Below are 21028 nucleotides of genomic sequence, written 5' to 3'. Positions count from 1 at the left end.
ATGATTTCATCAGCCTCAGACCTGGCATCAGAAACCATGAGCATCATGCGGATGTAGCGTGAAACCTCATAGAATAAGGTGCTGGTGAGAGGAGCGCCAGCCTTTAACACGGAATAGTGATGATTAGGGTGCTAGACGATCGATCTGCCATCCCGTCTCCTGACGCTGATAGAAAAAGCGGTCATGCAAGCGATGCTCCCCGCCTTGCCAAAATTCCATAGTATCGATCGCGACACGGAACCCGCCCCAGAAGCTCGGCAAAGGGACTTCACCCTCGTGAAATTTTTGCTTTAACTCAAGAAATTTGCCTTCCAGGACACCACGCGCAGAAATTCGGCTGGATTGCTGAGATACCCATGCGCCGATCTGGCTATCTTTTGGACGGCTATGGAAATACTTCAGCACGTCAAGCATCGGTAACTTCTCCACGCGCCCCTGGACGATCACCTGACGCTCCAGCATATGCCAGGGAAACAGCAGGCTAACGCGAGGATTGTGGTCTAAATGCCGCGCTTTGCGGCTGCCCATGTTGGTATAAAACACCATGCCTTTTTCATCATAGTGCTTAAGTAATACAATGCGCTGGTAGGGTTGCCCGTCCTCATCGACAGTCGCAACGGACATCGCGGTAGGATCGGCCAGTTTCGCGTCACAGGCTTGCTTCAACCAGCGGGTAAATAAATCTAGCGGATTAGTGGGTAAATCGTGACGACGGAGCCCGCCGCGCGTGTATTCGCGGCGAATAGCGGCGATGTCGTCGGGTTGAAAAGGAGGAGTGTCGCCGGAGAGAGAACGTTCCTGGGTCATAATTTCCTACTGTCGCAATATCGGGCCAGCATGGGCAAAAACTCATTCTGCTCCCGCCCCGGAAAAATCGCAATCGCCAGCGCGACAGCCGCGTCTGGCGTCGTTTATCGCGGCGTCAGCACACAATCATCTACGATCACGCGCTCGCCCCGTTGGATAAATGCACTATCGCCTTTGCTCCAGAAGGTATAAGTACCGTTACTATATCTTGCACCAGACGCGGATACGGTTTGAAGCAGCTTTAAGTACTCCCCGTCTAATAGAAAACTCACCTGAGCGGGCGCTTCGCCGCCCTGCTGTAGCGTTACAGTCAGTGGCATAGTGCCACACTGGTAGTGCAGTGTTTCTACCGTTTGCTTACGATCAAAATAGCTGCACCCGCTCAGCAGAATCAGCGTTGTCGCAATCAGTAGCGGTTTCATTTATGCCTCCCTCGTTCCGGTTAATGGCCGCAATTCTCGCCGTGGCACATTTGAGTTTAACAGGAGAGCCTGCATAACCCCCTCGGCAAACTCCGATTAATCCACGTTGGCGGGATAAATCGCACCTAATACCGTTGCCTGACTCGCTCCTGTAACCGAAGGCAGATTTCCCGGCAACCCCGATAACGTCCGTGACGCTAACCAGGCAAAGGCTAACGCCTCCATATCATTGCCGCTCACGCCCATCTCATCGGTTGTATTCACCTCAATACCTGGCAATAGCGCGGAGAGTCGCGCCATAATGAGTGGATTATGCGCACCACCACCACAGACCAATAAACGCTCGCATCCGCCGACCAGTAGTACCTGTTCAGCAATGCTTACAGCCGTCAACTCAACCAGCGTCGCCTGCACATCCTGCGGAGCTATTGGCGGCTGTTGTGCCAGAATGTTTTCCAACCAGCTCAGATTAAAATACTCACGTCCGGTACTTTTGGGGGATGGTAGCGAAAAGTAGGGATCAGCCAGCATCCGGCGTAATAGTCGAGAATTCACCCGACCACTCATCGCCCATTTTGCATCTTTATCATATGGCTGCGCGCGGCATCGCCAAATCCAGGCATCCATTAACATATTGCCGGGACCGGTGTCATACCCACGCACCGGCGCAGTCGGCACTAACAGCGACAAATTTGCGATACCACCAATGTTGAGCACGATCCGACGCTCAACAGGGTGCAATAGCAGTGCATGATGGAATGATGGCACTAACGGCGCACCTTGCCCGCCATATGCTAAATCCCTGCGGCGGAAATCTCCCACCGTGGTAATGCCCGTCAAAGCGGCGACCCGGTTATTATCACCAATCTGTAAGGTACAGGGGGCATCCCCAGTAGGCTCATGCCACACGGTTTGTCCATGGCAACCAATAGCCGTGATATCCTGAGGCTCCAATCCCGCACCTTTAAGCAGTTCACGCACCGCCTCGGCAAATAAAATCCCCAGACGCGTATCTAACTGCCCCAGCGCCGATAATGTTACTGCCTGCCCCTGGCACATCGCCAAGATGGCCGTTTTGATATTCAGAGGCATGGGGTGACTATAGCTGGCCTGCTGGGCTACCGTATGCTCATCAATCGCGGCGAGTACGACATCTACGCCATCAAGACTGGTGCCGGACATCACGCCGATATATCTGCCAGATCTCATTATTTGCCTTCACTCTGTGGGATAAAAATACGAACCACGACCATTACACCAAAAATAAAAATAACACGTTAACACACTGAATTATTAAATTTTTTGCGTTTTTTCCTGCAAGGATCACCTGTCTCAACACAACTGATCGATAATTTTTGCTACAAAAATGCCCTTTTTCATGAGCATTACCACTCTGTTTATACGCAATTTAAGTGCATTATTGTATCCTGAGAAAGAGTAATAAGAGTGGCATGCTACACTTAGCCAGACCATAATTTATGGGTAAAACGCGTCGGCCGAGGCTGAGCCAGCCCGACATATTCGCTATTGAGGAGTTTATATTATGATGAAGCGTTTACTTGTGGTGACCCTTGCCGGTATCACGTTGGCTGGGTGCGCTAATACCAGTACGCTGTCAGGTGACGTATACAGCGCATCAGAAGCGAAACAGGTGCAATCAGTAACCTACGGCACAATAGTTTCCATGCGTCCGGTTCAAATTCAGGCCGGGGATGATGCAAACGTTATTGGTGCGCTAGGGGGAGCCGTGCTGGGGGGATTCCTGGGCAATACGATTGGCGGTGGTTCGGGTCGTAGTCTGGCGACCGCGGCAGGTGCGGTTGCAGGAGGCGTAGCTGGCCAAAGCGCTACGGGTGCATTGAACCGTACACAGGGCGTGGAGCTGGAAATTCGTCGTGATGACGGTAGCACCATTATGGTCGTGCAGAAACAGGGCGATACGCGATTCAGCGTAGGCCAACGCGTTGCAATGGCTAGCAATGGCCGCAGCATCACTGTCTCTCCACGCTAATCATTATGTGACGATCGCCGCTCCCCGTGCGATCGTCACAATAAATTATTATCTCCCGGAACAGATATCCAATATTAGATAAGGCTAATATCTTACCGGGATTTCATTGCCACCCGCGTGATCTCAAAAATAATTACGCTTGCTCTTCATGCAATGCCAATATATTTTTCTCAAGACGCGAGACCAACAGCGCTAATTCATCCACTTGCTCCGGCGTAATACCAAATAAGACTTCATTACGTGTATGACTAATTACATCATTGACTGCCTGAATTATTGGCTCTGCCGATTCCGTCAACATAATACGTTTTACCCGACGGTCGTGCGCACACACGTGACGAGTGATTAACCCCTTTTCCTCAAGCTGATCCAAAGTACGAACTAATGAAGGCTGCTCAATCCCTATCGCCTTAGCCAATTGAATCTGCGACTGGCCTGGAGGTAAATGGTATATATTATGTAACGTGACCCAATGTGTTTGAGTCAATTCAAGTGGTTTTAATCGATGATCGACCAGTGCGCGCCATACACGCACCAGACGAGCTAAATCAGATCCTAATGGCAATTCCATCACATCTCCTTTTGTTAGCACGCTTCGTTACATCCCTGGATTGCAATCAACTCTGATTTATAAGAATAAAAATGACATTATTATGATAAAAAACGGAAACCTAATAACAGCGGATTCTATCAAATAAATGCCCTTTGAAAATGATCTTAGGCCGATTTTATTCAATCACACGCTCTTGCGTTGCTTAAACAAAATTTCATATAAGTCGATTACCTAAGACAAAATTATCTAGAACAACGATGGCTGACGGGATTCCACTGGTGGATCGGTTTTGTCTGAACGCAGTGACCGTTTCATCCTCTGCCGACACAAACGCAGCACATCCTGTTTCTGCGCATCACTCATTTGGCTCCAGCTAAAACGCTCGTTACGGTTACGAAAACAACCATAACAATAGCCACGCTTATCCAGCTGACAAATACCACGGCATGGATTGGAGACAGCAAAGAGTTCAAGTTGCTCTGGCACAACACCTCCCTCAACAACCCTATTATTGAAGCCTTGTTCTTTACTGCTGGCAAGCCAAAATTAACGCTCACAATGAAAATAATTAGGTAATCATTGTAATAACTAGCGATTTTTTATAAACCGTCCAACCATACAGTACAATACGCCCATGTGCGCTCCCCCCCTGCTAGTAGGGTTTTAGCACAAACGCCAGCTGCGTGTCTCATTTTTAGCGTTATCCTAACGCTTGGATTCGGTAGCCTCTCAACGCTATACTTTCTGTTTGTTACACTGTTTAACGAGGACACTATGCGCTTACTCCACACTATGCTGCGCGTTGGCAATTTACAACGCTCTATTGATTTCTATACCCAAGTTCTGGGAATGCGTCTATTGCGTACCAGCGAGAATACGGAATATAAATACACGCTGGCTTTTGTTGGTTATACCGAAGAAAGCGAAGGGGCGGTAATTGAACTGACCTACAACTGGGGCGTCGAGCATTATGAGCTGGGTAACGCCTTTGGCCATATCGCGTTGGGCGTTGACGATGTTGCCGCGACCTGTGAGCGTATCCGTCAAGCGGGAGGCAAGGTGACGCGCGAAGCGGGTCCGGTGAAAGGCGGCACGACGATTATCGCCTTCATCGAAGATCCTGATGGCTATAAAATAGAATTAATCGAAAATACACATGCTGGAAACGGCATAGGGCGCTAATAGCTCACCAACTACAGGTGCTGCACTGGCACCTGTTCTTCCCTCCTTTCGCTGTAACTACCCCGCTGGATATGGTAACGAGCTTACTGCATCTCTAGCCGAAATTTGCCATAATGCGAGTTGCATTTTGCTAACAACTAAGAGACAAATGGCTGATAAACGTGTTCTAAACGCCCTGTGCGATCGTTTTCGTGGATTTTACCCGGTGGTGATTGATGTAGAGACTGCCGGATTTAATGCGAAAACGGATGCCTTACTGGAAGTCGCGGCAGTAACATTAACGATGGATCATGAGGGTTGGTTACAGCCAGATGAAACGTTACATTTTCACGTCGAACCCTTCGAAGGCGCCATTCTGGAACCTGCGGCGCTGGCGTTCAACGGTATTGACCCTACCAACCCGCTCCGCGGGGCGGTTAGTGAATATGACGCGTTGCATGAAATATTCAAAGTCGTGCGCAAAGGTATCAAAGATCAGGGTTGCAACCGTGCCATTATTGTGGCGCATAATGCTACCTTCGATCACAGTTTTGTCATGGCCGCTGCCGCGCGTTGTAACCTGAAACGTAACCCATTCCATCCCTTCGCCACATTCGATACCGCCGCGCTCAGCGGGCTGGTTTTAGGCCAAACCGTGCTTGCAAAAGCCTGTATTGCTGCCGGCATTGCCTTTGATTCCAGTCAGGCACATTCCGCGTTATATGACACTAATCAGACGGCATTACTATTTTGTGAATTGGTTAACCGCTGGAAACGTTTGGGGGGATGGCCCATTTCCGTTGAAGACAATGCGCAGGAAAACGCGCCAGCCGAAGGTTAAAATGATAGGAAAAGCAAATTTAAAAACAGGTGTCCGTGGACACCTGTTGTGCGCTTACGCCATAACCCGCTTTAATACCTTCACCTTACGTAGCGAAGCTACTATTCTTGATCGGCCTGCTGTGCTTTATATTTATCCGCAGTTTCTTTAATGAGTTGCTGCAACTCACCGTGCTGAAACATTTCTACCACGATATCACAACCACCGATCAGTTCGCCGTCAACCCACAGTTGCGGAAATGTCGGCCAGTTCGCGTATTTCGGCAGTTCAGCCCGGATATCCGGGTTCTGTAGAATATCGACATAAGCGAAGCGCTCTCCGCAGGCTGACAAAGCTTGTACAGTCTGGGCGGAAAAACCGCAACTTGGCAATTTGGGTGAGCCTTTCATGTACAGTAGAATCGGGTTCTCAGCAATTTGGCGCTGAATTTTTTCAATTGTCGGTGTCGTCATCTTCTTGCTTCCTTAACCTATAGAATGGCTAACACGCAAAAACGCTAGCCAGAATCGCCGTCAAACAAGTATGACGGCAACTTCATTCACTGTCATTGTACCGATGCCAGCATCCACAAAAAAACGCCATTTTTTATAGGGGTATTCCCTATAGGGGATGCTTTATGGTCAGTCTAACGGTGCTGAAAAATCTATCAGGCAAACAACTATTAACCTTTTTTCACGTTTTTATATGAATAAAGCGGACATACCCACTTTTTTATATCGTCACTTTCAGGAATACTGGTTGTATTGTGCAGATTAAGGATTTTGTGCGGCCATCATCATTATGCGTCTGTTTATTACTCTTTTTATCATATTTTTCAGCAATCTGTCCCTGAATGTCGCTCAGGCGGCACCACATAGTTCGCATTCTGCATCTAAAAAAAGCCCCGTCGAAGAAACCAATAAGAAACACCGTCAGACCAAGATCAACGCGAAATCTCCAACGCCAATAAAAAGCAAAAAAAGCGAATCCGCCACTGTCAGTAAGAAAACGTCAGCGCGTAGTATGCGCAACGCAACGGTTAAAAAAACACCGCGGATGCAAAGTGGTACCCCAGCGCTCGTAAAAAAGAATCTTAAAAAACCAGGATATGGAAAAACAAGGCAGCGAGTCGCACAGAACAGCGCTAAAACCAAGTTGAAAAAGCCGTTGTATAAAGGAAAGCTGATTAAACCCTCGCCCGTAACCGGGAAAGGAATGGCGCTCAGCGCGGCGCATAAAAAACGGTATCAGCATGCTAAAGCCACGGCCATGAATAAGTTGATGAGCCAGATAGGCAAACCATACCGCTGGGGCGGGAGCTCTCCCTTTACCGGGTTCGATTGTAGCGGGTTGGTTTATTATGCTTACAAAGATGTCGTCAAAATTCAAATTCCCCGTACGGCAAACGAGATGTACCACCTTCGTGATGCCGCCCCCATTAAAAAGAGCGAACTTGAGCGGGGCGATCTGGTCTTTTTCCGTATCAATAACCGTAATACCGTCGACCACGTAGGCGTTTATTTGGGGGATGGCAAATTTATTCAATCACCACGTACAGGTTCGGATATACGAATCAGTAAGCTGAGCGCGGATTATTGGCAGGAACACTATGTTGGCGCTCGTCGCGTCGTCACACCACAGACCATACGTTGACGAACATATACAGGCGCAAATAAGCACCCTCTTTCAGGCACGTCTCATACTTCACGTGCCTGAATACCTTCCCGGCAAGGTGCATCATTCGATTAATTCAGTATCGCAATAAAACTAAACGTGATGATCAATACCAACGACCCCACGGTTGCCAACAAAGACATCTTCAAATTCGTATCCATAATTACTCCTTTAGTCAACGGGTTTCATCTGCAAAACGCCCCTAATGTGTAGCTGGAGCGATGTAGCCGTAAATACGACAGGCCAACGGACGATCCTGATTCTTTCATAATTCTAACGAAAAATCTCGGATGAACCGCTCGCTAATAGTATATTAATCCTTTCACTTTAATGATAAATCGGACACAATCCGCTGCTTACGAACACGCTGCGTATCCGTCGAAAAACGTCAACCCAGACCCCTTCGATATAACATTCGGTATTCTCCTTCTTAAATCCTGTTTTTAGCTTAGGGGAAGAACATTTAACGTAGGCAAACGATTAACAATATACTTCCGTCTGTAACGGGTAAGTTCAGGAGTTATTTTTAGATGGCAACGATTAAAGACGTGGCAAAACGTGCTGGCGTTTCTACCACAACCGTATCGCATGTGATCAATAAAACACGTTTCGTCGCCGAAGAGACCAAGGCCGCCGTGAGATCGGCGATCAAAGAATTGCACTATTCACCCAGCGCCGTCGCCCGAAGCCTCAAAGTCAATCACACTAAATCTATTGGCTTACTGGCGACCTCCAATGAAGCGCCCTACTTCGCCGAAATCATTGAGGCGGTTGAAAACAGTTGCTATGCCAAAGGCTACACCCTGATATTGTGCAATTCACATAACAATATCGTCAAACAACGCGCCTATCTCTCTATGTTGGCGCAAAAACGTGTTGATGGTCTGTTAGTGATGTGCGCTGAATACCCTCCTGAACTACTTGCCATGCTGAAAGATTACCGCGGCATCCCAATGGTTGTGATGGATTGGGAGCAGATGCACAGTGGTTTCACCGATACGATCATTGATAACGCCTTTGAAGGCGGTTATATGGCAGGTCGCTACCTGATTGAACGTGGGCACCGCGATATTGGCGCCATCCCCGGCGTTAAGGAACGTCATACCGGAAGAGGACGCCACCTCGGTTTTTTAAAAGCACTAAAGGAAGCCAACATTGCTGTACGCGAAGAGTGGATTGTACAGGGCGATTTCGAACCCGAATCCGGATATAAAGCGATGCACCAAATTCTCGCACAAAAACAGCGTCCAACGGCCATATTCTGCGGTGGAGATATCATGGCGATGGGCGCTATCTGCGCGGCGGATGAGCTGGGGCTGCACGTGCCACAAGATATTTCGGTGATCGGGTATGATAACGTGCGCCACGCGCGTTTCTTTACTCCGGCATTGACCACCATCCATCAACCCAAGGAGCGCCTTGGGCAATCGGCATTCGCCATGTTATTAGATCGTATTACCAGTAAGCGAGAAGATGCACACGTCATCGAAGTGCATCCAACGCTGATTGAACGCCGTTCGGTTGCCGACGGCCCCTACATCGACTATCGTCGTTAGTCACACTACGCGGCTCAAAAGATCGCTCTTGCTCCAACGTGCCCCCCTCATCGCTTCAGCCAAACTTCTTGTATGCTGGCTGAAGTCGTTCTAAATTGAATATTCCATTTCTTTTCTCAAATGACTGCCGACCCATCGGTTGCGATAAGTACTGTCCACGTATGTTTGACGATACTTTACTATGTGAATTATAGGCGAAATGTTGAGGAGACATGATGAGTTTACCTTATACAGAAGAGCGGGATAACGATACTGCGCCCTGGTTTAACATCGTGCAGGACATACTGGCCAAAGCAGATATTACGATCAACGGCTCACGTCCTTTTGATATACAAGTAACAAATCCCCATTTCTTTAAACGGGTTTTACGCGAAGGATCGCTGGGGCTGGGAGAAAGTTACATGGAAGGATGGTGGGAATGCGACAGGCTGGATATGTTTTCCCATCGCGCTCTACGTGCAGGCTTGGACAACAAATTGCCTATGCGAATGAGCGACCTCACGCGGGTTGCTCTCTCCCGGGTTATGAATTTCCAATCCCGTCGACGTGCTCAGGTCGTTGGTAAAGTCCATTACGATTTAGGCAACGATCTTTTTACTCTTATGCTGGACCCTTATATGCAATATTCCTGCGGTTATTGGAAGCAGGCGCAAACGCTAGAACAGGCCCAGGAAGATAAGCTCGCCATGATATGTGAAAAACTCCAGCTAAAACCGGGGATGACGTTGCTGGATATCGGCTGCGGCTGGGGTGGCCTTGCCGCCTTTGCAGCGCGACACTACGGCGTGTCGGTTTATGGCGTTACCATATCTAAAGAACAGCAACTATTGGCACAACAGCGCTGCCAGGATTTAGACGTGACGATTAAGCAACAGGATTACCGCGATCTGAATCAGCAATTTGACCGCATCGTATCAGTAGGGATGTTTGAACATGTGGGGCCGCGTAATTATGACCACTATTTCCGCATTGTACGACGCAATTTAAAACCTAACGGACTGTTTTTACTTCATACTATTGGTTCCAATAAAACTGATTCACGCGTCGATCCCTGGATTAATAAATATATTTTCCCTAACGGCTGCATCCCTTCTGTACAGCATATTGCGCAGGCGAGTGAGCCATATATGGTGATGGAGGACTGGCATAATTTCGGTGCCGATTACGATCGTACATTAATGGCATGGCATGAACGTTTTCAGCAAAACTGGTCTCAGCTTTCTACACGTTATCCAGAGCGCTTCCGCCGGATGTTCAGCTATTATTTGAATATGTGCGCGGGTGCCTTCAGAGCCAGGAACCTTCAGCTCTGGCAAGTCGTATTCAGCTTGAATGGTATAGAAGGTGGGTTACGCGTGCCGCGGTAACAGGGACTGAGAGGGAAACCGGACGATATGATTCGTCCGGCCTTGCGCCGTTAGCCGTGCATCCCTAAATTTCTTTTCCAACCTCATGCGCCGGCTTGCTGGCTAATACCCGTTCTACCGTATCCACAACGGCCTGCGTCTGCGGATCGATTTCGATGTTAACGCGATCCCCCAAACGTTTACGTCCCAGCGTGGTGCGGTTCAACGTTTCAGGGATTAAGTGTACGCAGAAACGCCCGCGAGTGACTTCTCCCACCGTCAAGCTGATACCATCGATCCCGATAAATCCCTTATACAATACATATTTTGTCAGTGCCTCATCGGACAGACGAAACCAAATCTGGTGATTGTTTTCTGAAACCTGAATCTTCACCACTTCCGCCGTACACATGATATGACCCGACATCACATGCCCGCCGATCTCATCACCAAATTTAGCGGCTCGCTCAAGATTCACGATATCGCCTTCATGAATATCACCCAGATTTGTGAGTCGCAGCGTTTCTTTCATCAGATCAAAGCTGACGCGATCGTCGTTAATTGCGGTTACCGTCAGGCAGCAGCCATTATGCGCAACCGAAGCCCCTGGCGCTAATCCTGGCAGAAGATGTGACGGAAAATGGAGCGTGTGGGTTCGAAAATTGGCTTTTTCTTCAATTGACACCACCGGCGCGGTGCCCTGTACAATACCGGTGAACATACGGTTTGCCTCTTAAAAATAAAGAAATGACAATGCCAGTGTGCCCGATATTCTGTGAAAAACCAAACCGGTAATGGTATTTGTCCGCGCGCTCTACAGCACTGCCTGGCAAAAGAATATATTGCCCTCCAATGCTGCTTTGCATCCGTTAAATCGATACAATAACGTCCTTTTTATTCTAAGCTATTTTCACCTCTGGGCTTTTTATTCCGCCGTCATTCAAGGAAGGTATTCGTGCAACAGTATCTGGCAGAAGCGCGTAAATTATTGGCGCTCGCTATTCCTGTCATTATTGCGCAAGTGTCCCAAACATCAATGGGTGTGGTCGACACGATTATGGCTGGCGCCTACAGCGCCACCGATATGGCCGCCGTTGCTGTGGGAACCTCTATCTGGCTACCTGCGATCCTTTTTGGTCATGGTCTGCTTTTAGCGTTAACCCCCGTCGTCGCGCAGCTCAATGGGTCTGGCAGACGCGAACGTATTTCCCATCAGGTTCAGCAGTCTTTCATCCTGGCTGCCGTGCTCTCGGTGATAACGATGTGGGCACTGTATCAAGGAGAATTCATCATTAATCTGATGAGCGCCGATTCCCCTGAGTTGGCGGCAAAAGCCATCGGTTATCTACACGCGTTGCTATGGGGTGTTCCCGGTTATCTGTTTTATCAGGTGTTACGCTGTCAGTGTGAAGGGCTGTCCAAAACCTACCCCGGCATGACGATCGGGTTCATTGGCCTCGTTATCAATATTCCGATCAATTACATCTTTATTCACGGCAAATTTGGCATGCCCGAACTGGGCGGTGTGGGCTGCGGCGTCGCTACCGCCTCGGTCTACTGGATCATGATGTTATTGATGTTGATATATACGCGTCACGCGTCCTGGCTACGCGATATTCGCCGTCATCGATCAGCATTCCGCCCGGATGTTGCGGCATTGAAACGCCAGTTTAACCTCGGTTTGCCTATTGCGTTAGCGCTGCTTTTTGAAGTCACGCTGTTTGCCGTCGTGGCGCTCTTGGTCTTGCCGCTTGGCGTTGTTGATGTGGCTGGCCACCAAATTGCGCTAAATTTCAGTTCACTTATGTTCGTCCTTCCGCTTTCAGTTGGCGTGGCAACCACGATCCGCGTCGGACATCGGTTAGGAGAAGGTTCCGTTGATAATGCGAGAATCGCCTCGCACACCGGTATCATGACGGGGATCGCGTTAGCGACCTGCACAGCCATTTTCACCATTCTGCTACGCGAGCCAATCGCCCGGCTTTATAATCAGGATCCGCAAGTTGTGGCGATGGCATCACATCTCATGCTGTTTGCGGCTATTTATCAAATTTCCGACGCCGTCCAGACCATCGGCAGCGGCGTCTTACGCGGCTATAAAGATACCCGATCTATTTTCTATATTACCTTCACCGCATACTGGGTCCTGGGGTTGCCGAGCGGCTACCTGTTGGCGTTGACGGACATGATCGTACCACAGATGGGGCCTGCGGGTTTCTGGTGTGGCTTTATCATTGGCCTGACGGCGTCGGCGATAATGATGGTAACGCGGATTCGTTTCCTTCAACGCCAACCGGCGGATCGTATTTTGGCCCGGGCCGCGCGGTAGATAGCCTGAGAACCTGTTTCCTACTCGACGGCATATGTGCGAAATCGTGCACGTGAAATTATACAAATCGCCACGGCGTTACCGCACGGTAGCGCCGCAGACTGCCTGAAGAAGAAGGCCTGACGTTGAAAAAAACGGCAAACTGGAGACAAGTTCAGCACTCCCTTCGGGAAACGCATAAAATTGTATTATTCTCCTTGCCAGTTTTTCTCCCGCTCGCTACTATTTTCCCGCTGCCAAACGGGTAGCCCTGCATTATCGATGCGTTCATAGCTCAGTTGGTTAGAGCACCACCTTGACATGGTGGGGGTCGTTGGTTCGAGTCCAATTGAACGCACCACTTCTTTTAGTGATTCCCCATTATTGACCTCAATTCAACTGTGCATTCTATCTTTAGCACGTTCTACTGGATCATCGATCACCACCACGTACTGCCCGGCACGCACGGATGAACCCGGCTGGCAGAGAATTTCCCGTACTGTGCCACGCTGAGGCGACACAATCGGAATCTCCATCTTCATTGATTCAAGGATCATCAAGGTGTCTCCTTCTGCTACCGTCTTACCTACTTCCGTCGTGACCTGCCAGAGATTGCCCGATATCGGACTTTCTACACCGACCTGCCCCGGCAGAATGACCCTATCACTTGCTGACTCGCTCACCTCGTCAACACTCTCCGCGACCGCTTGCCCGGCAATACGCCAGCGCTCGCGTTCTTCATCAAACGCGGCACGTTGGCGTGTGCGGAATGCTTCAATGCCTTCTTCCTCCCGCGCCAGAAAATCCTGATAGGCGCTTAGCGCGAGTTCACTATGTTCAATGCGCAGCGGATAGCGTCCTAGCGGGAAATCCCGTCGGATAGACAATAGCTCATCTGCTGACACAGGAAAGAAACGAATTTGGTCGAAGAAGCGCAGCAACCACGGCTTGCCATCAAAAGCATCAACACCGCGATAACGATCCCACATTTGCAATGTACGACCAACAAACTGATAGCCGCCCGGCCCTTCCATGCCGTAGACGCATAAGTAAGCGCCGCCAATGCCTACCGAGTTTTCCGCCGTCCAGGTGCGCGCCGGGTTGTATTTGGTGGTGACTAAACGGTGACGGGGATCCAACGGCGTCGCCACCGGTGCACCGAGGTAGACATCACCGAGCCCCATGACCAGGTAACTGGCGTCGAAAACCGTGCGATACACCTCATCGAGATTCTCCAACGCATTCATGCGACGGATAAATTCGAGATTACTCGGGCACCATGGCGCATCGTGACGTACCGTCGTCATGTATTTCTCAATCGCCAGTTGGCAGGCGGGATCGTCCCAAGATAGCGGTAGATACACCACCCGTGACGGCACGGACAGATTTTGCCGTGCGCAAACATCCTGCCACAGCGAGGTAAGCACATCTAATAGATACGACAGTGGCAGCACCTCGGGATGATAATGTACCTGCAACGAACGGATGCCAGGCGTCACGTCAATAATACCGTTAAGCGTCCGCTGTTCCAGCGCCAGCATCAGCCCATGAACGCGAAAACGCAGCGCGACATCCAATTCTGCCGCGCCCACTTCCAAGAGCAAGTGCGTATCGCCGGACAACCGCGCCACCAGACGCTTATCTGCCTCACCGATAGCCAATACCACTGGCGAAATCAGCGCCGTGGGCGACCAGTCAACCGCAATTGGCATAAGTTGCTCAACCTCGGAATGGCGCGCCTGTGACAGTGCACGCGCCGTCGTGAGATCGACAGGAATAAAACGCACGCGATCGCCCGCCTTCAATTGCCCCAATGCCCAGAGGTCAGCTTCTATTACCGTTACCGGACAAACAAATCCCCCCAAGCTAGGGCCATCCGGCCCCAGAATCACCGGCATATCCCCGGTGAAATCCACGGCGCCTACGGCATAAGGATTGTCATGAATGTTGGAGGGATGTAGTCCGGCCTCGCCGCCGCTATCACGCGCCCATTCTGGCTTAGGCCCAATCAGGCGCACCCCCGTGCGGCTGGAGTTAAAGTGGACTTCCCAGTCGGTCGAGAGGAAGGTTTCCATGTAGGCAGGTGTAAAATACTCCGGCGCAGCATGCGGGCCGTAAATTACGCGCAGTTCACGGACCGAAGATAATACGGTTCGCAATGCCTCCGGCAAACTATCACCGATGTGCCGATCGGTAAGTGGAGCAAGATGCAATACATCACCCGCCCGTAGCGCCCTTCCGGCATGACCACCAAACTGCCCCAGCGTGAAAGTACTTTTGCTACCGAGATAATCCGGTACGTCGATCCCACCGCGCAAGCAAAGGTAGCTTCGAACGCCTGGGCCTTGCACCTTTCCGATACGCAGCGTCGCGCCGGAAGGTATCGCAAAGACCCTATCCATTGAGACAGACTGCCCATCCAGCTCGATAGCGATTGCCGCGCCGGTAACCACCGCGACCGCCTCGGTGTTAAAGCGCAACGTTGGCCCGTTCATCGTGATTTCCAGCGCCACCGTACCGACCGGATTTCCCAGCAGCCGGTTGCCTAAACGTAATGCGCGGTCGTCCATCGGCCCCGATGGCGGCACGCCGACCGACCAATATCCGCATCGTCCGGGATAATCCTGTAGGGTAGTCTGCGTACCCGCGCTCACTACCTCACAGGTTGTCGCCTGATAGACCAACGTATCCAAGCAGCGCGTCCACGGTTGCCCGCTGGCGAATGGTTTTGCCGCCAGAATCTGGCGGAGATAATCACGGTTATGTTCTACACCGTAGAGCCGCGTATCCGCTAATGCCTCATCCAGCGCGGTTATCGCCTGCGCTCGCGTTGCTGTACAGACGATGATCTTCGCCAGCATCGGGTCGAAAAACGAGGGTATCTCGCATCCTGCCGTGACCCAGGTATCAATGCGCAGCCGCTTTCCGTCTGCGGTGGGGAACGCCACTTCCGTCAATAATCCCGGCGAGGGTTGGAACTGTTTTCCCGGATCTTCAGCATACAGTCGAGCCTGAATCGCATGTCCCTGCGGGACAAGGCCCTGCGCCAGCTCGCGCAGTGGTGGCAAATCCCCTGCCGCCAGCGTGATCATCCAGCGTACCAAATCCACGCCCCAAACTTGCTCCGTCACGCCGTGTTCCACCTGCAAGCGCGTATTGACTTCAAGAAAGTAAAAACGATCGGTCGCACTGTCATAGACGAACTCTACCGTTCCGGCACTGCGATAATTCACGGCCTGCGCCAGACTGATTGCCGCTGCGCATAACGCGTCAGCGACACCCTCGGGTAAATTGGGCGCCGGGGTTTCTTCAATCACTTTCTGATTACGACGTTGTACAGAGCAATCCCGAACGCCCAACGCCAGCACGTCGCCCTGACCATCGCCAAAGATCTGTACCTCTAAATGGCGCGCGCGTTCGATATACTTTTCGATAAAAACACCGGCATCGCTGAAATTGTTCTGTCCCAACCGTTTTACCGTGGCAAATGCCTCTGACAGCTCCGGCGCGCTGTAGCAGACGCGCATGCCGATGCCCCCACCGCCCGCGGTGCTTTTAAGCATCACCGGATAACCGATTGCCGCCGCTGCATCAAGCGCGTTCTCAAGATCTTCCAGTAATTCCGTCCCTTCCAGTAATGGGACATGATGCTTTTTCGCCAATGCGCGCGCCGTATGTTTTAAACCGAATACCCGCAACTGTTCTGGGGTCGGCCCCACGAAGGCAATCTGCGCGGCTTCACAGGCTTCGGCAAATGCGGCGTTCTCGGACAAAAAACCGTATCCAGGATGAATGGCCTGTGCCCCGCTGCGCTGCGCCGCTGCGATGATTTTTGCGATATCCAGGTAGGTATGTGCCGCCGCGCCCTCTCCCAGGCTAATGGCTTCGTCTGCCTGTTGAACATGCAGGCTACTGATATCGGCATCGGAATAGACCGCAATGCCACGGACGTTCATTTCACGCAACGAACGTAAGATGCGGCACGCAATCGCACCACGGTTAGCAATCAGAAGTGTATCGAACATATGCCAGACTCATGCAAGGGCGGGTCGTCCCGCCAAAATGCGATCCGCAGGATGGTCGTCCATCGCGGTAACAGTCAGGAGGTATAGAAACGGGTTAATCCGATAGGGTGCGTAGTGCGCCGTTCGTCCGGGCGCGAGGTAACGGCAAACAATAGCGATTAGCCCTGGCTGCAAATGCACTCACCAGCCACGCCTTTGTCCTCTGCCAGCGTGCGTTTTCATGCCCTTGCGCCAATCTCAATTCCATATGAGTACCTCGGCCGGTGTCGGATTCCAGCCATTACACGGGTTATTTAACTGCGGGCAGTTGGAAATCAACACGATGACATCCGTTTCAGCGCGCAGTTCTACGTATTTTCCCGGCGCGGAAATACCGTCTTCAAAGGTCAGCCCACCTTCCGCCGTCACCGGTACATTCATAAAGAAGTTGATGTTTGCGCCAATATCCTTTTTGTTCAAACGCCCATCGTGCAAACAGGCGCACAGGAAGTTGTCGCGACAGCTATGCATGTAACGACGGTCGAGTGCGTAACGTACCGTGTTGCTTTCCTGCGCGCAGGCACCGCCCAGCGTGTCGTGACGACCACAGGTGTCGGCGACAATCGTCAGCAGCGGATTGCCCAGATTGGAATACAGCACGCTGCCGGTCGTCAGGTAGACGCTGTTTTGACGACGTAGCGTACGCTGCGGATCGTAGCGTTCACGCGGGTCACTGGCGCGGTAAAACAGCGTATCCACCGCCTGATTGCCTTCCAAATCCAGCAGCCGCAGCGTCTGGCCCTGTTTGACCTCAAACAGATGCGGTTCCCCGGCAGGGATCACATGGCGGTAGACCGCATCCTCAACGGATTTATTGCTGGCAGTTAACGTCATATTCGGCCTCCTCACAGGCAAAAACGTTCGGTATTGTAAAGTGCGCGTGCATTCTCCTCACGGAACTCACGGCAGTACTGGGCAACATCGTCCCCTTCCGCGCGACGGCGAGCGAGTGCGACCGGACGCGGCGCATACGTCGGGTTAGGATCCATCGGGTGTTGCAACGCGGTAAGCACCACGAGCGTATCCATCGGCGCGTAGAGCTCGACGTAATCGCCTGCCTGAGAATGGTTGGCGTGAAAATGAAACTGCCCATGTTCATCCACGGTCACCTTGCTAAACAGGTTAATGGTCATGAGCAGATCTTGCAGATTGAGATTCCATTTCCCCATTTCGACGAGCAGGTTATCCATGCCGTTACGGAAAAAGCCATTTCGCAGCTCTTGATAGCGCCCCTCGCCGTATTTTTCATGCACTTCCTGCGCATTAAGCACACCGCCAAAGCTGTCGTGCCAGCCGCAGGTGTCGGCAATCATTGCTGCCAGTACACGACCCATATCGGAATAGAGACAATGCCCTACCGTCAATCTGGCGGTATGTTGTCCTTTCAGCGTATCCGGTAGATTCAAACGTTCGCTGAGCTGATTGGCGTTAAATAACAGCAGGCTAACATTACCGCCGCCTTCAACATCAGTGATACGTAGAATCTGTCCACGCTTGAGGATCAAGGAGGTATGACCGCCTCCCGGTACTTGTTCTTCGTCAAACACGGTGTCATCCGTCAGTGTGGGTATCGCTGTCATCATAGAAAACTCCTTAAAGAGAGGAAATTGCCGGGCTGACCGCTGGAGACTGCGGCATAAGCGCGCGCTGGCGCGTCGCGAGACGTTCCTGATTAAGCGGAATGTCATAGGTAATGCGTGCGCCATAGGCCTCTGGCGCATGGGGGTCAACGCGCACTTTGTCGAACACCAACAGGCGGGTGCCAAGGTGAAACCCTTCCGGTAAATCGTGGGTGACCATAAAGACGGTTAACTGTGTTTCACGCCACAGTTCCAACAATAAAATGTGCATGTCAGCGCGAATGCCGGGATCGAGCGCGCCGAACGGCTCATCAAGCAACAGAATGCGCGGCTGAACAATAAACGCTTGTGCAATCGCTAATCGCTGCTGCATTCCGCCAGAAAGCTGATTCGGATATTTATGCATCGCATGTTCAAGCCCAACGCGTTTGAGCATCTCAGCGGCCCGTTCCCGCATCGCCTGTTTACGCTTGCCGAAAAGCCGACCTAGCCACGGCGAACAAGGAATTTCCAGCCCGATCGCTACATTTTCCAGCACGGTAAGGTGCGGGAACACCGAATAGCGTTGAAATACGACGCCGCGACTGACATCTGGTTCTGCGGGCAGTCTCTTTCCATCAAGCCGCAACTCACCATGGCTGGGCGTTTCCTGTCCTAATAGCAAGCGCAGAAAAGTAGATTTTCCACAGCCCGACGCCCCCACCATCGTGCAAAACGTCCCTTCCTCAACGTTCAGATTAAGCCGTTCCAGCACCACGTGGTCGCCGTATTTCTGCCAGACGTTATCGATCTCGATAAAACTCATGCTTTACTTTCCTCTGACCACGGAAACCAACGGCGGTGCAGCCAGCGCAGCGCCATATCCATCAGCCACGCTAGCAGCGTGATCCACGCGACATAAGGCAAGATCACGTCCATCGCCATATAGCGACGCACCAGAAAGATGCGGTAACCCAACCCTGCGGTTGCCGAAATTGCTTCAGCAGAAATCAGGAACAGCCATGCGCTGCCTAACATCAGCCGTAGTGAAATTAACAGTCGCGATAGCAGTTGCGGCAGAATGACGCGTAGCACCACCACCCAACTGTTCGCGCCCAACGTCTGTGCTTTAATTAACGTTTCCTGCGGTATATTCCGTGCTCGCAACTCAAGGTCACGCGCCAACATCGGGGTAACGCCAATGACAATCAGCATGACTTTTGATAGTTCATCCAGCCCAAAGACTATGAAAAGAATGGGAAGGATAGCCAATGGCGGGATCATCGAAATGACTGTCATCAATGGTGAAAGCGAAGCGCGAAAGAGTGGAAAAGCGCCAGCCGCAATGCCGAATAACAAACTCAGCAGGCTGGCGACCCCCAACCCTAGCGCAAGGCGCACCAGACTGGCCTGAGTATCCAGCCAGAATAGATAATCACCGCTGCGTTTATCCTCGGTAAACGCCAGACGCTGAATGGCCTCGGCCATTTGCCCAAAACCTGGCAAGAGTTTGTCATTCGGGTTGGCTTCTAGCCGTAGTGCCGATCCGATTAGGTACAACACTAACAGTAGGACAAACGGTAGCAAGACAAGCGATAGCCGTCCGCCACGGCTGGGGATGCGATTGATCAGGCGCAAGGTTCGTTCTCCAGAGTGTCGGTTCAGAGTTTATTTTCTGCGGCCAAACGCACGAAGGTGTCGTCAAAACGCAGTTTCACATTGGCACGATCGCCCAACGTGACCTGACCAGGGAATGTCATACCAATGAAATCAGCGCTCTGCGCGCCAGCACCGAGCAACCCTTTTTCAAAGGAGAAATTCGCAACGCGCTTCATCATGTTAGGCAGATCCGGGTTGGTCAGAAACGCCAGATTGTCTTGCGCTGAATAGAAAAGATGGGTGGTTTTCAACTGGGCCTGATAGCGGGTTACATCTGTGCCAGAGGCGGCTGCCATTGCTTCCAGCGCGGGTTTATCGCCCGCCTTCATCAGCGCCATCATTTCAAACCAGGCGCCGGTCAGCGCTTTCCCCAGCGCCGGATTGTCCTGTAACGTCTGCGTATTCACGACCATCATATCGATCAGTTCGCCGGGGATCTGGCCTGATTGAAACACTTCCGTCGTATTTGGTTGACTTTTGATTGCCGAAAGCTGCGGGTTCCAGGCGACGACGGCCTGTACGCTATCGGTTGCAAAAGCGGCGACAATATCGGCATCCGAAGTGTTAACGACGGTGACATCCCGTTCGCGTAGCCCCACGGTTTCCAGGCCGCGCACCAATAGATAATGGGATACGGAAAGTTCCGGCAGGTTAATCTTCATTCCACGCAAATCACCCAGCGTTTTCCCTTTACCTTTGACGACAATACCGTCATTTCCTGCGGAAAAACTGCCGAGCAATAATGCGGTAGTATCTACGCCGCCGGCTGCTGGGATGGTCAACGCATCCATGTTCGTCATCGTACAGCCATCAAACTGCCCGGCCGTATATTGATTGATCGATTCGACATAATCGTTAAGTTGAGTCACCTTAATTTTGATGCCGTATTTATCAGCCCATTTATCGATAATGCCCTGCGTGCCAATAAAACCCCACGGCATCCACCCGGCATAGATGGTCCAGCAGACGTTGAATTGTGTTTTAGGCGCGGCCTGAGAAGGGAGACTCAGTAAGGCTGAAAGACTGAGGGCGCAAACGCCCAGTAAACGAGATAGGTTCATGCCAGACCTCCGGTTGAGTAGGAAAAA

The 21028-nt window shown here is 51.3% G+C and carries 21 protein-coding genes and 1 tRNA gene; 8 read left to right on the top strand and 14 right to left on the bottom strand.

Going from position 1 to position 21028, the window contains the following annotated elements; all coding sequences use genetic code 11:
- Positions 1-123: 123 nt before the first annotated feature.
- The 3 genes from pdxH to anmK all read right to left on the bottom strand — a co-directional run bounded on the left by pdxH (position 124) and on the right by anmK (position 2438).
- The gene (gene pdxH / locus RFN81_RS08580; RefSeq protein WP_264498673.1) at positions 124-807 is read right to left on the bottom strand and encodes a pyridoxamine 5'-phosphate oxidase; all 684 of its coding nucleotides are present in this window, start codon (positions 805-807) and stop codon (positions 124-126) included.
- Positions 808-911: 104 nt separating this feature from the next.
- Positions 912-1229 carry an MliC family protein gene (locus RFN81_RS08575; RefSeq protein ID WP_264498672.1) on the bottom strand — a complete coding sequence of 106 codons (318 nt, stop codon included), beginning with the start codon at positions 1227-1229 and terminating at the stop codon, positions 912-914.
- Positions 1230-1325: 96 nt separating this feature from the next.
- Positions 1326-2438: an anhydro-N-acetylmuramic acid kinase gene (anmK, locus tag RFN81_RS08570; RefSeq protein ID WP_264498671.1), complete on the bottom strand. Its 1113-nt coding sequence runs from the start codon at positions 2436-2438 to the stop codon at positions 1326-1328.
- Between the two features lie 334 nt (positions 2439-2772).
- On the opposite strand from anmK, the gene RFN81_RS08565 reads away from it, so the two are divergent.
- Positions 2773-3240 (top strand): glycine zipper 2TM domain-containing protein, encoded by a 468-nt coding sequence (locus RFN81_RS08565; RefSeq protein WP_264498670.1) that lies wholly within the window; start codon positions 2773-2775, stop codon positions 3238-3240.
- A 133-nt stretch (positions 3241-3373) separates the two neighbouring features.
- Here the strand turns inward: RFN81_RS08565 and slyA are convergent, their stop codons facing one another.
- The gene (gene slyA / locus RFN81_RS08560) at positions 3374-3811 is read right to left on the bottom strand and encodes a transcriptional regulator SlyA (protein WP_264498669.1); all 438 of its coding nucleotides are present in this window, start codon (positions 3809-3811) and stop codon (positions 3374-3376) included.
- Positions 3812-4039: 228 nt separating this feature from the next.
- Positions 4040-4279, bottom strand: coding sequence for a DUF1289 domain-containing protein (locus RFN81_RS08555; RefSeq protein ID WP_264498668.1), 240 nt, complete (start codon positions 4277-4279; stop codon positions 4040-4042).
- Between the two features lie 288 nt (positions 4280-4567).
- Between RFN81_RS08555 and gloA the strand changes: the two genes are divergently transcribed.
- Together gloA and rnt are read left to right on the top strand one after the other, a co-directional pair.
- Positions 4568-4975, top strand: coding sequence for a lactoylglutathione lyase (gloA, locus tag RFN81_RS08550; protein WP_264498667.1), 408 nt, complete (start codon positions 4568-4570; stop codon positions 4973-4975).
- A gap of 148 nt (positions 4976-5123) precedes the next feature.
- Positions 5124-5795 carry a ribonuclease T gene (gene rnt, locus RFN81_RS08545; protein WP_264498666.1) on the top strand — a complete coding sequence of 224 codons (672 nt, stop codon included), beginning with the start codon at positions 5124-5126 and terminating at the stop codon, positions 5793-5795.
- Positions 5796-5896: 101 nt separating this feature from the next.
- On the opposite strand, the gene RFN81_RS08540 is transcribed toward rnt, so the two are convergent.
- On the bottom strand, positions 5897-6247 hold the full coding sequence (locus tag RFN81_RS08540) for a Grx4 family monothiol glutaredoxin (RefSeq protein ID WP_264498665.1): 351 nt from the start codon (positions 6245-6247) through the stop codon (positions 5897-5899).
- Between the two features lie 328 nt (positions 6248-6575).
- Here RFN81_RS08540 and RFN81_RS08535 point away from each other — a divergent pair, with 328 nt between their 5' ends.
- Positions 6576-7427 (top strand): C40 family peptidase, encoded by an 852-nt coding sequence (locus RFN81_RS08535; protein WP_264498664.1) that lies wholly within the window; start codon positions 6576-6578, stop codon positions 7425-7427.
- Positions 7428-7519: 92 nt separating this feature from the next.
- Here the strand turns inward: RFN81_RS08535 and RFN81_RS08530 are convergent, their stop codons facing one another.
- Positions 7520-7609 (bottom strand): YnhF family membrane protein, encoded by a 90-nt coding sequence (locus tag RFN81_RS08530; protein ID WP_264498663.1) that lies wholly within the window; start codon positions 7607-7609, stop codon positions 7520-7522.
- 369 nt (positions 7610-7978) lie between these two features.
- Between RFN81_RS08530 and purR the strand changes: the two genes are divergently transcribed.
- A complete protein-coding gene (gene purR, locus RFN81_RS08525) occupies positions 7979-9004 on the top strand; it encodes an HTH-type transcriptional repressor PurR (protein ID WP_264498662.1) in 1026 nt (341 codons plus the stop codon).
- Between the two features lie 215 nt (positions 9005-9219).
- Positions 9220-10371, top strand: coding sequence for a cyclopropane fatty acyl phospholipid synthase (cfa, locus tag RFN81_RS08520; RefSeq protein ID WP_264498917.1), 1152 nt, complete (start codon positions 9220-9222; stop codon positions 10369-10371).
- Between the two features lie 64 nt (positions 10372-10435).
- On the opposite strand, the gene RFN81_RS08515 is transcribed toward cfa, so the two are convergent.
- Complete coding sequence (locus RFN81_RS08515; protein WP_264498661.1) at positions 10436-11071, bottom strand: riboflavin synthase subunit alpha; 636 nt, start codon at positions 11069-11071, stop codon at positions 10436-10438.
- Between the two features lie 234 nt (positions 11072-11305).
- On the opposite strand from RFN81_RS08515, the gene RFN81_RS08510 reads away from it, so the two are divergent.
- Positions 11306-12679 carry an MATE family efflux transporter gene (locus RFN81_RS08510; protein ID WP_264498660.1) on the top strand — a complete coding sequence of 458 codons (1374 nt, stop codon included), beginning with the start codon at positions 11306-11308 and terminating at the stop codon, positions 12677-12679.
- A gap of 263 nt (positions 12680-12942) precedes the next feature.
- Positions 12943-13019, top strand: a tRNA-Val gene (locus tag RFN81_RS08505).
- Between the two features lie 34 nt (positions 13020-13053).
- On the opposite strand, the gene uca is transcribed toward RFN81_RS08505, so the two are convergent.
- From uca to RFN81_RS08475, 6 genes are all read right to left on the bottom strand, one after another.
- A complete protein-coding gene (gene uca, locus RFN81_RS08500; RefSeq protein WP_264498659.1) occupies positions 13054-16683 on the bottom strand; it encodes an urea carboxylase in 3630 nt (1209 codons plus the stop codon).
- Between the two features lie 237 nt (positions 16684-16920).
- Positions 16921-17556: an urea amidolyase associated protein UAAP2 gene (locus RFN81_RS08495; RefSeq protein WP_264498657.1), complete on the bottom strand. Its 636-nt coding sequence runs from the start codon at positions 17554-17556 to the stop codon at positions 16921-16923.
- A gap of 11 nt (positions 17557-17567) precedes the next feature.
- Complete coding sequence (locus RFN81_RS08490; protein WP_264498916.1) at positions 17568-18302, bottom strand: urea amidolyase associated protein UAAP1; 735 nt, start codon at positions 18300-18302, stop codon at positions 17568-17570.
- 13 nt (positions 18303-18315) lie between these two features.
- Positions 18316-19107 (bottom strand): ABC transporter ATP-binding protein, encoded by a 792-nt coding sequence (locus tag RFN81_RS08485; RefSeq protein ID WP_264498656.1) that lies wholly within the window; start codon positions 19105-19107, stop codon positions 18316-18318.
- Positions 19104-19919 carry an ABC transporter permease gene (locus RFN81_RS08480; RefSeq protein ID WP_264498655.1) on the bottom strand — a complete coding sequence of 272 codons (816 nt, stop codon included), beginning with the start codon at positions 19917-19919 and terminating at the stop codon, positions 19104-19106. Before RFN81_RS08480 ends, RFN81_RS08485 begins: the two co-directional genes overlap by 4 nt.
- 23 nt (positions 19920-19942) lie before the next feature.
- A complete protein-coding gene (locus RFN81_RS08475) occupies positions 19943-21001 on the bottom strand; it encodes a putative urea ABC transporter substrate-binding protein (protein WP_264498654.1) in 1059 nt (352 codons plus the stop codon).
- Positions 21002-21028 lie beyond the last annotated feature (27 nt).

Source organism: Pectobacterium cacticida, assembly GCF_036885195.1.
In the GTDB taxonomy this organism is placed as follows: domain Bacteria; phylum Pseudomonadota; class Gammaproteobacteria; order Enterobacterales; family Enterobacteriaceae; genus Pectobacterium; species Pectobacterium cacticida.
The sequence above is the reverse complement of the archived record's forward strand: the minus strand, read 5'-3'. Positions and strand labels throughout refer to the sequence as shown.